Below are 13,550 nucleotides of genomic sequence, written 5' to 3'. Positions count from 1 at the left end.
TTCTGACCATGCGGGAGCAACCAACAGTGCCAACCAGATGACGGGAATAAAAAAAGCCGCAAAGAGTATCAAATTACTCCTTGCGGCTTCATCGCGTTTCATAATGCCTCCAGCGCTTTTTATTTAGAAGTGGGGCATCAATCATTTTTAACAATAAATCATCCACGGCATCCGTCGGTCGTTTCTCACCGATTAAGTCATTTCGTAACGCATTCAGCGCATGGACGACTATCCCGTGCTCATAATGATTCAAAGACAAGATTCGTTCCTGTTTTTTCATAGCACTCCCTCCAGACAAAACTTAGCGAACCGGATCGTATCGTTTAGGCTGGCGCTGTTGTGACAGGTTCCGGTTCATTCTCTGGGATGTTTGTTGAAAAGCTTCCTTCATGAGCGTCAACTCGGCACGAACTTGCTGCGGTTCCAACCCGTTCCACTTCTCCGGCGCTCGATCAAAGCGGAAGGTGTCGGTTGCAACACCAAATTGCCTGCACAACATATAAGAAGCGGAGTAGGCAACAAACTCGTTATCTGAGCGGTTGTACCGTCCATCGCCACGATCCAGTTCAGCATGTGTCAGTTCTTGGGCAAGCGCTCGAAAAATATCGCCGGCCTCAAGCCCGCGACGAATGGTAATGTTTTTTGTATCTGGCTGATAGAACGCGTGCTTTACCGATGGCAACGCATCACCAATGCCAATCGGAACAGGGGCGAGGTCAATTAACGCTTTAATACGGGCGCGATCATCCGGGAATGCCGGTTCTTCCCGTTTCAACGCGGCGGTCGTTTGCGCAATATCAAACATCTTTTTCGGATTGTAGCTGATACCGGTGCTGCCATCCTGCTTTTGATAGGTTTCGCCCGGTTCCAGAATGTAAAACCCTGTTTCCTTTCGACGAATGAATACCCCTTGTTCCTTCCATGTGTCAAAATCGGCAATGCGAGTCGCGTTTGGCCGCTGCGCCAGAATCAGCAACGCATTGGCCACGCTATAGCGGTCAAAGCGGCTCTGGACATCCAAATATTGCTGGAACGCCTCACCGTTCTGCATCACCGACAAGGTGGTGGCATCAATCGTATCATATGTCCATTGCCGCAGCTCCTGTTTCTTTTGCACCCATGCTTCTTTATCGAAGGATGGTTCGGTTGTACGGAAAGAAGAGGAAGCCGCAGCATCCTGTCGGAATAAATCATCCAGTTCGCTCATTTGGCTTTCCCTCGCTTTCGTCCTTTTGCTTTGTTGGCTTGTTGTTTATCGGCGGCTATCCGCTCCTTTCGAGACGGCAACGGTTCCGCTTGTTCCCGCGGCTGTCTGTCTTTCTCCCATATCCTTTGCTGCCGGTTCTCTTCGCGTATTTCCCGCAATAATTGACGGACGGACACTCGCTCCGGCTCTTGACGAGAAGGTGGATCAGTATCCCTTGCGGTAACCTCGTTGCGCTCGAAGGTATTCTCGGACGGATGGGACGTTTCCGCCGGTTCCTTCTCCGCTGTTGAATGGTCGTCCTCCGATGGAGTCGGCTCCGGCAGTTCGGACTTTCCCATCAATTCATCCAACAAGTCGTCCGTATTCCTTTCTTCTGCGATTTCCTTCGACAGCTCTTGTTCCTGAACTTGCTCGTGACCTGGTTCATGTCCTTGTTCCACAGCAGGAGCTTCGGACATTCCATTGGATTTTTCAATTTCACTCTTAATTTTGGCGGTATCCACAGTGGCCAAGTGGAAACGCTCCACGATCCGATTGATTTTGGACGCATCCTCCGCCCGGACCATCACATCGCACATCCCGTCCACGTTCTTTTTGTCGCGCAAAGCACAGTACAACACGCCATACCGCTTGGCTTCCTTGCAGAAGGTTGCCAGGTCTTCGTTCTTGACCGCAAATACCTTTAATTCTTTCCCACTGCGCAGCAAACTCTCCAACCGGATGCTGCCCTTTGTTCGTTTTTGTCCTTGCAAGGCCGCAAACAAATATACCGCCAAATGCTTAGCGCCTTCGCCGGAAATCTTGGCCATGACTTCGATGCTTTTCAAGCTCATGTTGACAACCTGATTGGCGGCTTCCGTTTCGGTACTCATCGAAAATTTCCTCCTTTCGATCCTGTGCGCCACTTCTGTTTAACGTCTCTCGTAATTCTCCTGATCGCTCCAAAATGCCTTGAACCAGCTTCACCTCCTTTCGAAGCGAGGCAAGCCGTTTAGAACAAACAGCAATTTGCGTTTTGTATTGTTCTCGCTGGCCAGCATCCTTGCAGCGGCGAATTCGGTTGTACAACGACTTGCGCTTCAGGTGCAGGGATTGGATCTGTTCCTCCAACCTGTCACGGAAAGCGAGAAGCTCCTCTTGATGGGTGAGGCGATACTTGCATAGCAGCTTGGTTTGCTCCATCAATACCGACAAGTGTCTCAAATCCTCCCGAAGTCTAAAGGATGGCTTTTTGACAGGCTTTCGTTTTCTAGGAAGCACACCCATTTCAAACAAGTAGCGGATATATAAAGCTTGCAAGCCGCGCAATTTGCGACCAGACCGAACATGGCTCTTACACATGGCACGTCGTCTGCGGACATGGGATGGCCTTTCCCGTTCAGGTATTCGGTTTCGCAATATTCGCTGCTTGATCGCTTCCTCGGTATAGCCATCGCCTAGACTGCGCAAACGGACAAAGCGTGTCTTTCCAGGCGGCCGTATCGCCATATGTTTAACCGCCGTTTTTAGCTCATAACCTTGCTTTTGTAAATGGGCAAAAAACTGTGTCATCGTCATGGAAGATGCAATAGCCTGATCGATGTCCTGCCGGATTAGCCCTCTCCATGTTGGCTTTCGCTCACGTTCCGCTTTCCATTCTCCATAATGCTTGGCTTTGCTCGGTTCGGGATGCTCAATCACCGATAGCGCATGTTCCTGGCAAAGCCGGTCGGATGTCTGCCTCAGCAGAGCATAGGAAGCTTTGTTGTCGTAATACCGTTTCCCATCCACAAAGGAAACCGAGTTTAACACAAAGTGATTGTGCACATGCAGTTTATCCAAATGGGTCGATACGACGACTTCAAAGCGCTCCCCCCACAACTCCTGCGCTAACTTAACACCGATGGTATGAGCGATTTGCGGCGTTGTCTCCCCCGGCGCAAACGCTTGATAGGCGTGAAAGGCCAAAATGCCGTCCGTCTTAAAAAACCGCCGCTTCGTCCGCTGCATCTGCTCATAAGCCGTTAACGGATCGCAGTTGACACCGCTGACATATAGTTGCTTCTCCGTTTTGGCATCCGCCTGTGTATAAGCGAGTACCTGCTCCAAACCACCTTCGCTACGTTCTGCTGTCTTGTCAGGATTTGCGGCGTAATCCAGCACCCGCTTAAGCCTGTCGGTCACCCCCCAGATTGCGGTCGTTGCCACGTGAAATTCCCCCCCCCTTACGGCGGATGCACATTTGGATGCACTGGTGGTCTTCGTTCCGGTTCGGTTACAGCCTGTTGAATCTGCTGGACTGCGTGACGTAAGCGGTCGGCTTCCACCTGAAATGCAGCCCGTTCCAGATGTCCAGTCGTATGGGCCTTCACAGTGAGTTGATTCAGGTTATTCCCAATAGCGTTCAGTTCACGCATCATCGCGTAATAATCCAGGGGCGGTAGCGGTTTGGGAATATACCCATTGATCAATGCCCGAATGTACGCTTCCCGAGAAAGTCCCGTTTTTTTCACTTCTGTCATAAGGCGAGCATGCTCGCTTTCATTTAAGCGAACCAGAAAAGAGATTGGTCGTTTCCTCATTTGCATCACCCCTTTCCGAACATGAGCTTCCGACAGAAAATCTCATCGCCGCGGGAAAATTCGAGCATCGAGACAATAGCATCGTGTAAACGGGGTCTTAGGGGTTGTACCCCTAACAAACGAATTTGGATATCCAAATTCAGTGCTTGCTGCAACACGAGACATTCGTCTCGCGTTGCCTTCAAGGCACCTGCCGGGAAAAAGAGAGGGACCCAAAAAACACAAAAAAGACGCCGATCCGCTCAGCGCCTTCCTTCGAACTTTTTTGTTATCTCACCAACCAGCGATAATCCTGACGGCAGTCTACAATGTAATCGACATACACGATTTCATCCTGAATTTGATATAACACCAGATACCATTTTTCCACGAACATCTTGTGATACTTGTTTGACGGGATAAATTCCGCTTCCAGAAAAGGATAGCGCTCCGGCATTCGCGCCAAGGAACGTATCGCTTGCAGTAATTCGTTTTTCGTTTTTCGCGCGGCATCCGGACTTTTCTCCGCAAGAAATCGCACATGAGTCGCCAGCATTTGGCGGGCGCGATCGGAGACGATGATCTTATAACGGGGCATCTTTTCCATGCTGCACCTCGTCAATAATGCCCTCCAGGTAAGCGTCCAGTTCATCCGGCGTCACGCCAACACGGCCCGCCAAACGATCTTCTTGCACAGCGAGCAGTTCTTCACGCAGCTTTAACATCTTCTCGCGACGGGAAAACGTATCAATGTCCATTACGACAAGATCGCCTTCACCGTTCTTGGTCAGATAAACCGGTTCCCCGGATGTTTTGCATAGATCGGCGATTTCATTATAGTTTTGCCGGATACTGGCGGAAGGTTTGATAATCATCTTGGTCACTCCTTGCATAGCTGTATATTGATTTTATTATACCTATTACATGCTATACAATCAATGCGGCTGCACTTATCCCCATATATTCACATCTTATCCACATGCTGTGAAAATTTTCCGTAGCCCAGAAAGAAAAGACGCCAACCGTTCAGCGTCTACCGCTATCGGGATGGTTCACCGCGTCTTCTTCGGAATTCCATCAAATCGTTGTTTACATCCTTTCCGAACTTAGGCGGCTCATCGGATATGAGAAGGGCGGGGGAGAGGAGCCTCTGTATCGTGGCTGCCGCCAATCGCCCCGGCTCATCATTGTCCAGGTGCAGGACAAGTCGATTCACCTGGGGAAAGCACTGCAAGTAATGCGTTAGGGCAGACGGGGGAGTAGAGTCCTCCCCATTTGTCCTGGGCCTGTATATTCCGGCCAGCGACAGCTTATGCGCCTGCCGCCAATCCCGGCCAGCGAGATGTTCCAGCGTACAGTAGGATAAGAGATCAATAGCGCTCTCAAACAGATGCAGTTCCGTACAGTTTCCCGAGGCCGGAATGGAAAACGAATACCGCTTGTCGCTGCCAGCGGCTTCCCCCATATAACGAGTGCTTGTCGTACCGCGTATCGCCGCATAGCGCGGCGTTCCTTGCTGGTCGAAACCGACGAATACCGCGTTGTGATAGCGGCGGCTTTCATACAAACGCCCCGTTTCGAGACAGTAGTCGATCAACGTGCGATGGATACCACGTTTGCTGAGATAGGCCATGACGCGATGCGATGTACGATTCGGTTCAGGAAGTTCAAACCGCGCTGGAGATGAGCGTTGTTGCAAAGATTGCGAAAATGCAGGTGCGCTGCCTGGATGAACGCCTTCCATTTGCAGCACCGCATCGGGAAAAGACATGCCCCGCACTTTGATCAAATAGTCCAGCGCCGAGCGCCCGCCGATCCCCCTTGACCACCAGTACCATTTACCGTTGGAAATTTTCAAGCTGTCGTGTGTCCGGGTGGTGTAGACATTGCGGGAGCATCGGACCAGTTCTGCCGGCTCGTACATTTGCAAATATGTGAGCAGGTCCAGTCTTTTGGCACGTTCGATCTGTTCCTTGTTTACATAGCTCATTGCCGCAGCTCCTTTTGGAAATCCAGGCAGCGTCCGATGGGGTTATGGTTCATCGTGCCTTACCCCTCTTTTTGGGGTACGTATAAGCTCTGCCTTCCTTCAACTTCGTAACGCCTTTCTTGTTCATGAAAGCGTCTAAATCGCCTTCATGAACTTGACTGGTCACCCCGTTTGAGTCGCGGATGTAATCATACGTGTCGCCAAATCCGTTTTTCTCTTTGGATATCAACTCCAACGATGGCACGGTTTCTCCCTCCTTGATCAAGCTGGTTCCGTAACCAAAAGGCGGCAAAATCGGACAAAAGCATCCGCCGCTTGGGCTGGCATACAACATGTTCATTCCTCCGGAAACGAGAAAAGGACCCCAAAACCGGAGTCCCATTCGTCATGAAATTGATAATTTTAACAAGTGAGCGATCTTCGACCTGTGAAATGCTCGCACCGATACCATGTTCTTCTCCGTAATGGTCAGCATGAAGTTCCCTTTCAGGGGGAGGAACGACGGTGTCAGGCCGTTATCGCCCACGGCCCACCACTCGCCGTTCGGGCGCTTCCGGTTCTTCGTCCGGAACGCTGTCCACGGCTTCATTCTCCCGCTTATCCATATTAAGCAGGGCATTCAGTTCCGCGAGTCGCGCCGATTTCGTTAGCAGCTCCTGTTCTTTCTCGAAAGGAGCTTCGACTTGTTCCTTCGCTGTTTCCATCTGCTGGAGCAGCGTGGAGAGTTGCTGGCGGCTATGTTCCAGTTTGGCTGGCAAATCCGCCAACATATTGTTCAACCGGGTGATGTTGCCGCCTGCATCCATCCCTAGCGAGATGGTATGGTCCAATGCGCCGCGCAGGGTCGCCTTGTATTCTTTATGGAAGCTGTCAAAGGATAACCATAGGGAAAAACCGAGATAACTGCCCGCCTCCTGCGGCTCGGATGAAGTCATTCCCTTGCACGCCTCCAGCAAGGCCGCGCCTGCTGCCGCTCTCTCCGTGTAGGTAAAATCCTTAATGACCATACCTGGGAACTTGGATTCATCCGTTCCCTCCGGCACAGCCGATTTGGAACGCAGATATAGAGCGACATCCTGTTCATATCCGGCAATTCGATCTATAGTAGATTTGACTTGTTGCGGCAATACTTTCAGCAACCGATCCTCCAATGCGTAGCGTTGGCTCAAGTGATTAGCCTTGAGCAGCTTAAGCTTGGAAACCTGGATATCCAGGTCCATCTTCTCTTTGATATACGGATTACCGGTTGCCAGCGCCTTGACTTCGGCATAAGAAAGGGCTGCTTCATCGATATCCTCGGCAGAACGTACCGGCGATTTACTGGTCATGATTTGCGAGATAAAGCGCTGTTTATTCTCCAGCGTCTGATACAAATAAGCGTCGAACGTGTTCTCCGTCACATACCGAAAAATGTGTACCTCGCTATTCTCATTGCCTTGCCGGATAATGCGTCCGCTTCGCTGCTCCAGGTCGCGCGGGCGCCAAGGGCAATCGAGATCATGAAGCGCAATCAGCTTCGTTTGCACATTGGTGCCCGCCCCCATTTTAAATGTCGATCCGAGCAGTATACGAATCTGGCCAGTCCGCACCTTGGCGAACAGTTCCTTTTTCTTCACCTCGGTGTTGGCATCGTGAATGTACGCAATCTCCTCGGTAGGCACCCCTTTCTCTGTCAGCTTGCGTCGCAGTTCGTCATACACATTGAACGTTCCGTCTTGCTTTGGGATGGATAGATCGCAAAACACCAGTTGGGCTAGCCGCTTTTCCTCGTGTTCCTTCCATAGCCGAAACACATTGTCCGCACAAACGCTCACTTTACTGCCTTCGTCATCGGGCAACATCGGATTGGCCAGCCGTTGATCCAGTGCCAGCTTACGCCCATCATTCGTAATCTTGAGCATATTGTCTTCGTGCGGCTCTACTTCCTTGGCTCGCACCCGCTCAGCACGGTGGGCGAGATCCGCGACCATTTCCCGCTGGAAGTCGCTTGGCGGCACGGCAACATTGTGGAAATGGGCTTTCGGTACGGGAAGCTGGAGCATGTCCGCCGTCTGGATGTCAGCCACTTCCTTGAACATATTCATCAGTTCCGGCAAATTGTAAAAACGGGCAAACCGGGTTTTCGCCCGATAGCCCGTTCCTTCCGGTGCCAGTTCAATCGCCGTGACCGTCTCGCCAAACGTCGAAGCCCAGGAATCAAAATGTTGCAATCCTTGCTTTCGCAGCCGCTCATATTGCAAGTAGCGCTGCATCGTATACATTTCCGTAATGGAATTGGAGATCGGCGTACCCGTCGCAAAGATGATACCCCGGCCTCCGGTCAGTTCGTCCAGATAGCGGCATTTGGCAAACATGTCCGACGACTTCTGCGCTTCGGTTTGCGACAGTCCGGCCACATTGCGCATTTTCGTGTAAAGAAACAGGTTTTTGAACGAATCGGCCTCGTCCACGAATAGCCGATCCACTCCCAGCTCCTCGAAGGTGACCACATCATCCTTGCGGCTGGTATCGTTCAGCTTTGCCAGCTTGGTTTGCAGCGTCTTCCTCGTCTTCTCCAGTTGCTTGATCGCGTACCGTTCGCCCTTGGCCTCCTTCAGCTCGCGAATGCCGCTTGTGATCTCGTAAATTTGTTCCTCCAGTTGTTGACGTTGGCGCTCCATCGATATGGGAATTTTCTCAAACTGCGAATGTCCGATGATGATCGCGTCATAGTCGCCGGTGGCAATCCGCGCGCAAAACTTCTTCCGGTTCTTTGTTTCAAAGTCCTTCTTGGTCGCTACCAGAATATTGGCCGATGGATAGAGCTGCAAAAACTCCGCTGCCCACTGCTCCGTCAAATGATTAGGAACAACGAACATGCTTTTGCTGCATAAGCCAAGATGCTTGCTTTCCATGGCCGCAGCGGTCATGGTAAACGTTTTGCCTGCGCCTACACAATGAGCAAAAAGGGAATTGCCTCCATACAGCGCCCGGGCAACCGCATTGACTTGATGTTGGCGCAGCCGGATTTCCGGATTCATTCCCGTAAACCGAATATGACTGCCATCGTACTCGCGCGGGCGGATCGCATTGAAACGATCATTGTACAAACGCGTTAATCGTTCCCGCCTCTGCGGGTCTTTCCAAATCCAATCGCGGAACGCTTCTTTCAGCATCTCCTGCTTTTGTTGGGCAATTGCGGTCTCTTGCTTGTTCAAAACGCGCTTTTCCACGCCATTCTCCAGCACGGTATCGAAAATGCGCACATCTCGCAAATTTAAGGTATCTTCCAAAATCTTATACGCATTCACACGATTCGTTCCGAAGGTCACGTTGGCTTTAATGTTGTTGCTGCGGTCATTGCTTTTCCCTCGGACATTCCAGGCAGCTGTATATTCGGAATACAAGACGTCGATAGACTGCCGGAACATGTATGGCGTGTCCACCAGTTCGAATATAAACTCCCGGATCACTTCCGGAGGAAGCCACGTCGCTCCTAACCGCACATCAATCTCGGAAGCATCCAAATCTTTCGGCTGCACCGCTTCTAATGCTTTGACATTTTCGCCATACCGCTCTGCATCCACTTCGGCGGCACGCCGTGCAATCAGAAGTTTGTCACGAACGTTGCCAGACAAATAAGCGTCCGCCGTTTCAAAAACCGGCTGTCCTTTCTCATCCAGTCTTTCCGGGTTGGGGAAGATCACGCCGCGCAACTCCTGAACAAGCTGTTCCGTTGTCATGCCGGTCAATTCTTGCATATAGGGGAGATCGACACGTGCTTTTTCTCCAATGGAGACGCCCAGCGCTTCCTCTGCCGTTTCCACATGCCGAACGGTCGTGCGCTGCCGAATCGTACGCTTCGTGAACATATCGGCTTTGCGTAGCAGCTTCCCTTCCTCGTCGAGCACTTCCAATGAACAAAGTAAAAAATAGGCGCTATCGTCGGCGAATGCCAGGCTGTTGGCGCGGCTGTTGATCAGACCGTATTGGGCGGTAAAACGATCATACTGCGCATTCAATTTCCGCTGCTGTTCCCGGATCTCTTCGTCGCTATAATCTTCCGTCTGGTATTCGATCAGTTCGCGCACCGTATCCCGCAATCGGATCATACCTTTGATTCGCCCGGCGGCCGTGGCCGACGTGTCCACTCGGTGCATCCGGCTGTTTTCGCGGTAATACAGTTGGCCGTCCACAAGGGTATAACTGAAATTGCGCACGGTCGGATCGGCCGGGAGGGACGTGTCTTCTTCATCCGGCATTACTTCCCTCTCAAACTCCACCCAATCGGCATGGATATTGGTCAGTGCTTCTCCCAGCAGTTCGCTTAAATTAGCATCCGGGTACGGGTTGCAAGTCGTCTCCTGTCTATTGCCATACATCCGGTCATCAAACGCCATCGTCCCAAGCACCATGTCAGGATGCGCAGCAAAGTACGCATTGATCGGCACGCCTTCGGCTGTCTCTGCCAAGCCAATCCATTCCACACTTTGTTCGGTGACAGTCACCATTCGGTCGCGCTTCTGCAGAAACAAAATATCCGCCGTCACTTCCGTTCCGGCGTTGGACTGAAAAGCGTTGTTCGGCAAACGAACCGCGCCCAGCAATTCTGCCCGTTCCGCAATATACTTGCGGACAGCCGGGTTCTGTTTATCCATCGTTCCTTTGGACGTAATAAAGGCAATAATGCCGCCCGGACGCACTTTGTCCAATGTTTTCGCAAAGAAATAATCGTGAATGAGAAACTTGTGCTTGTCATAGCGTGTATCCGCCACACCATACCCGCCGAAAGGAACATTCCCTATGGCCAAATCAAAAAAACTGTCCGGCAAAGCGGTTTCCTCATACCCGCTGATCGCAATCGTCGCCTGCGGGTAAAGCTGCTTGGCGATGCGACCTGTGATGCTGTCCAGTTCTACACCAAATAGCTGCGAGTCTTGAAACGACTCCGGAACTAACCCGAAGAAATTGCCGATCCCGCAGGACGGCTCTAAAATATTGCCGTTGCGAAAGCCCATCCTTTCCAGACAACCATAGATTGCTTTAATGACAACTGGAGACGTATAGTGAGCGTTCAGCGTTGATGCGCGAGCGGACGCATACTCATCCGGTTCCAGCAACGATTGCAGTTCGGCATATTCGGCCGTCCATTGCGCGTTCGCTTCGTCAAATACTTGTGGGATTCCGCCCCATCCGACATAGCGGGCGAGAACGACCTGTTCATCCGCAGTTGCCTGGCGGCCTTCTAGCTCCAATTGTTTGAGCAAGCGAATCGCGGCTACATTAAAACCATACTTAACCTTGGCTCCGCCATGCCCTAACTGGTCATCGGTGATACGGTAATTCACCGCAGTCGTTTGCGGTGCAACAGACCGTACATCCTCGACAGCGGAAGGAGCAGAGGGTGCTTCCTCATTATGCGCCTCATCCGATACTTGTTCGGTTAACTGAAGGGATGCCGAGGCAGACTTCGGCTCATCTCCATCCGAAAGCTCCGGCTCTATTTCTTTTCCGGCATGTTCCTCCGCTTCGGTTTCCACTCCTTGTTCATCAGTTAGCAGATGATCATTAAGCGGATTTTCACACAGGATGCGTTCAAAATCTCGGCGTTCCAGTTCCTTGGTAAAAAGCGGAAAATGAACATCCCGCAACATCACGTTACCGTTTTCCACCAGCAAAATCTCATATTCGTCCGCGCCAAAAAAGACCGTATCGCCGGGCGAATAGGCATAACGCGCCTGCTTCCGCTCCATCGTCTCCGACTGCTGTGAGGAGGACGGCTGTTCTTGTTCCAACCGTTCGCGAGCAGACGCTTCTTCGGCCATCTGCCTGCGGCGCTCCTCCTGTTGCTCGGCAAATGCAGGAAGTCGTTCCGTTTCCAAACGATTCAGATAACGTCCCGCCGCCAGCAACTCGCCGATCCGCTTCTGTACCTTCATCCAAGGCAACACCAGCTTTTGCTCTTGATCCGTCATTGAACGTCGGGTCAACGTGATGCCTTTGCTATCATGGTGCTCATAAATATCCGTGCCGATCAGTACAGGGGCGCGCCCGCCCGTGCCATATTCCCGTTTCAAAAATTCGGCGTTTTCTTTCTCCGATAACGATTGCTGAAAATGGAGAGCAATGCGATATTTACTGTTGGCAAAGCCGCTTCCTTGTTGGAGAATCGCATCGATCACCGCCTGCGGCCAGACAAAAGCGGAGGCTGTATCCGCCTCCGCCTGTTCCATAAATAAGGTTTGCTGCTGAACCGATGGCTCCGTCTTTCGTGCCGGGTCAAATTCGTTAAGTACTATCATACTGTTGATATGGCCGACGATCACTTCCCAATCATAAAAACTTTGTGCGGTTGGTTCGGTTGCCGGACCCGTCCAAAGATGGAGCACATTGCGATACGGTTCATACCCGATGAGAAGGTCTTCGTCCAGCGTAAGCTCGGACTGACCCGGCGCAAACAGGCTACGCACATACAACGCCCGCTCCCCTTCATTTTCATGTGCGGCGAAGAAAGCCTCGATTTCCGACTTGCTTTTCAGTAAAGGAGCGGTGCGCAGTAGATCGTTGATGGCATGATGGTCATGAAAAAACGGAAGACTCCGATCTTCCGTTTTTCGATCATACCATTTTAGTTGTAAATCAGTTCCGTCAGAATGGTCTCCTCCACCTGTTGCTTCAGGCTGTTCATGTAACCCGTCCAGCCCAGCGGATCGCTCGCTTTGTCCGGGGCCGGGTGCAGACGGAGCAGTTCGTTCATCGACTGTTCGAGCTGCGTCCGCGCCGACCGGTCGATTTCCGTCAGATGCTGGTGCAGTTCGCCCGAGAGCAGCAGGCTGGCGTATGTGCCTTTCTTCTCGGTTTTCAGGTAGTTTTTGCGCAACATCCCATACTTGCCGATCAGTTGATGATCCTCGGTCAGTGTCAGGTCGGGCAGCAGATAGTCCCCTTGACGGGTGTAAGTCACTTCCATGTTCATCCGTCCTTTCTGGCAATCGTTTAGCTTCATTTTGTGTCAAGGCCGTTTCTCTTGCAACGGTGCGAACGTCTCTAGCCTGTGAAGTCTGACGTTCTACACGCCGCTGCACCCGTATCGTCGATTCGATTTCCCGCAGCATCATCTCCGCGATATCGCTGATCGCTGCTCCAAGCTGCGAAAGAGCGGGCAGTGTATTGAAATTCCCGATGCCTGAAAGGTCCTCCCGTCCAATATAGTGAGAGGCGTTCATACCACAGCGGGTTAGTGCCATATAGGCAACGGAATGATACGCAATCTGACGGAATAGCACTTCCACAGGTTGGCGTTCCAGTTCTTCAAGCAGACTGCCCTCAAGCTCTCGAACAAGCAAATCCACATAATCCGAACTGTTGTCATCCACCGCGTTCCGGGCTGCGCTCAGCAGCGCATTCGGCCATGCCGCATCCGGTTCCTGCTCGCCAAACGCATTGTTCAACGTTTCCGTAACGACCGCTATATCGCCCGGCTCCATGCGCCAAAGCGAGACCGGTCGAGGATCTCGGCTTTGCGTGTCCGAGATATCAAACACATGCCGTAACCCAAAATGGTTGCCCCGGTCTTCGATAAGTGCGATACCTTTCGCCCCGCGTTTGACCCAACGGTTGAGCCGCTTGTTCCAGACGTCGATGGATGCGCAAGCAGTAGCATCGGGCCGCTGTGCATAGATCAATAACTGATCTTGAAACGGATACTTGTAGTTCCACGCCGCTGTCGACAAAAAATCCGCCCAATGGTCGGGATGTTCCACAACCATGCGGGCGGCATGAACGGACAAATCAACGATATGCTGTATTTTCGCGGTCAATGGTACCTTTCTCC

10 protein-coding genes are annotated in these 13,550 nt (G+C 51.7%); all 10 read right to left on the bottom strand.

The features are described from left to right. Positions 1-88: 88 nt before the first annotated feature. Positions 89-280, bottom strand: a complete 192-nt coding sequence (locus QNH46_RS04880; RefSeq protein WP_007130974.1) for a hypothetical protein — start codon at positions 278-280, stop codon at positions 89-91. A 21-nt stretch (positions 281-301) separates the two neighbouring features. Beyond that, positions 302-1,207: a hypothetical protein gene (locus QNH46_RS04875; RefSeq protein WP_007130975.1), complete on the bottom strand. Its 906-nt coding sequence runs from the start codon at positions 1,205-1,207 to the stop codon at positions 302-304. Further along, on the bottom strand, positions 1,204-2,079 hold the full coding sequence (locus QNH46_RS04870; RefSeq protein ID WP_040739002.1) for a PcfB family protein: 876 nt from the start codon (positions 2,077-2,079) through the stop codon (positions 1,204-1,206). Before QNH46_RS04870 ends, QNH46_RS04875 begins: the two co-directional genes overlap by 4 nt. Continuing rightward, entirely contained in the window at positions 1,988-3,394 is a 1,407-nt protein-coding gene (locus QNH46_RS04865) for a relaxase/mobilization nuclease domain-containing protein (protein ID WP_213594308.1), read from the bottom strand. Before QNH46_RS04865 ends, QNH46_RS04870 begins: the two co-directional genes overlap by 92 nt. Positions 3,395-3,411: 17 nt before the next feature. Next, a complete protein-coding gene (locus QNH46_RS04860; protein WP_036623498.1) occupies positions 3,412-3,768 on the bottom strand; it encodes a plasmid mobilization protein in 357 nt (118 codons plus the stop codon). 268 nt (positions 3,769-4,036) lie between these two features. Beyond that, positions 4,037-4,354 (bottom strand): type II toxin-antitoxin system RelE/ParE family toxin, encoded by a 318-nt coding sequence (locus QNH46_RS04855; RefSeq protein WP_007130979.1) that lies wholly within the window; start codon positions 4,352-4,354, stop codon positions 4,037-4,039. Next, positions 4,332-4,622 carry a type II toxin-antitoxin system Phd/YefM family antitoxin gene (locus tag QNH46_RS04850; RefSeq protein WP_007130980.1) on the bottom strand — a complete coding sequence of 97 codons (291 nt, stop codon included), beginning with the start codon at positions 4,620-4,622 and terminating at the stop codon, positions 4,332-4,334. Before QNH46_RS04850 ends, QNH46_RS04855 begins: the two co-directional genes overlap by 23 nt. Positions 4,623-4,786: 164 nt before the next feature. Continuing rightward, positions 4,787-5,737, bottom strand: a complete 951-nt coding sequence (locus tag QNH46_RS04845) for a DUF3991 domain-containing protein (protein ID WP_007130981.1) — start codon at positions 5,735-5,737, stop codon at positions 4,787-4,789. Positions 5,738-5,786: 49 nt separating this feature from the next. Continuing rightward, the gene (locus QNH46_RS04840) at positions 5,787-6,071 is read right to left on the bottom strand and encodes a hypothetical protein (RefSeq protein ID WP_055109589.1); all 285 of its coding nucleotides are present in this window, start codon (positions 6,069-6,071) and stop codon (positions 5,787-5,789) included. A gap of 181 nt (positions 6,072-6,252) precedes the next feature. Next, positions 6,253-13,536, bottom strand: a complete 7,284-nt coding sequence (locus QNH46_RS04835; protein WP_283927148.1) for a DEAD/DEAH box helicase family protein — start codon at positions 13,534-13,536, stop codon at positions 6,253-6,255. Positions 13,537-13,550 lie beyond the last annotated feature (14 nt).

Source organism: Paenibacillus woosongensis (assembly GCF_030122845.1).
GTDB lineage: Bacteria > Bacillota > Bacilli > Paenibacillales > Paenibacillaceae > Fontibacillus > Fontibacillus woosongensis_A.
This window is presented reverse-complemented; position numbering and strand designations above follow the sequence as displayed.

What these genes read in the sequence shown, in the direction of transcription:
- QNH46_RS04855 (WP_007130979.1), bottom strand. Translation starts at nt 4,354, where the DNA reads ATGGAAAAGATGCCCCGTTATAAGATCATCGTCTCCGATCGCGCCCGC.
- QNH46_RS04875 (WP_007130975.1), bottom strand. Translation starts at nt 1,207, where the DNA reads ATGAGCGAACTGGATGATTTATTCCGACAGGATGCTGCGGCTTCCTCT.
- QNH46_RS04870 (WP_040739002.1), bottom strand. Translation starts at nt 2,079, where the DNA reads ATGAGTACCGAAACGGAAGCCGCCAATCAGGTTGTCAACATGAGCTTG.
- QNH46_RS04845 (WP_007130981.1), bottom strand. Translation starts at nt 5,737, where the DNA reads ATGAGCTATGTAAACAAGGAACAGATCGAACGTGCCAAAAGACTGGAC.
- QNH46_RS04840 (WP_055109589.1), bottom strand. Translation starts at nt 6,071, where the DNA reads ATGTTGTATGCCAGCCCAAGCGGCGGATGCTTTTGTCCGATTTTGCCG.
- QNH46_RS04860 (WP_036623498.1), bottom strand. Translation starts at nt 3,768, where the DNA reads ATGAGGAAACGACCAATCTCTTTTCTGGTTCGCTTAAATGAAAGCGAG.
- QNH46_RS04880 (WP_007130974.1), bottom strand. Translation starts at nt 280, where the DNA reads ATGAAAAAACAGGAACGAATCTTGTCTTTGAATCATTATGAGCACGGG.
- QNH46_RS04850 (WP_007130980.1), bottom strand. Translation starts at nt 4,622, where the DNA reads ATGATTATCAAACCTTCCGCCAGTATCCGGCAAAACTATAATGAAATC.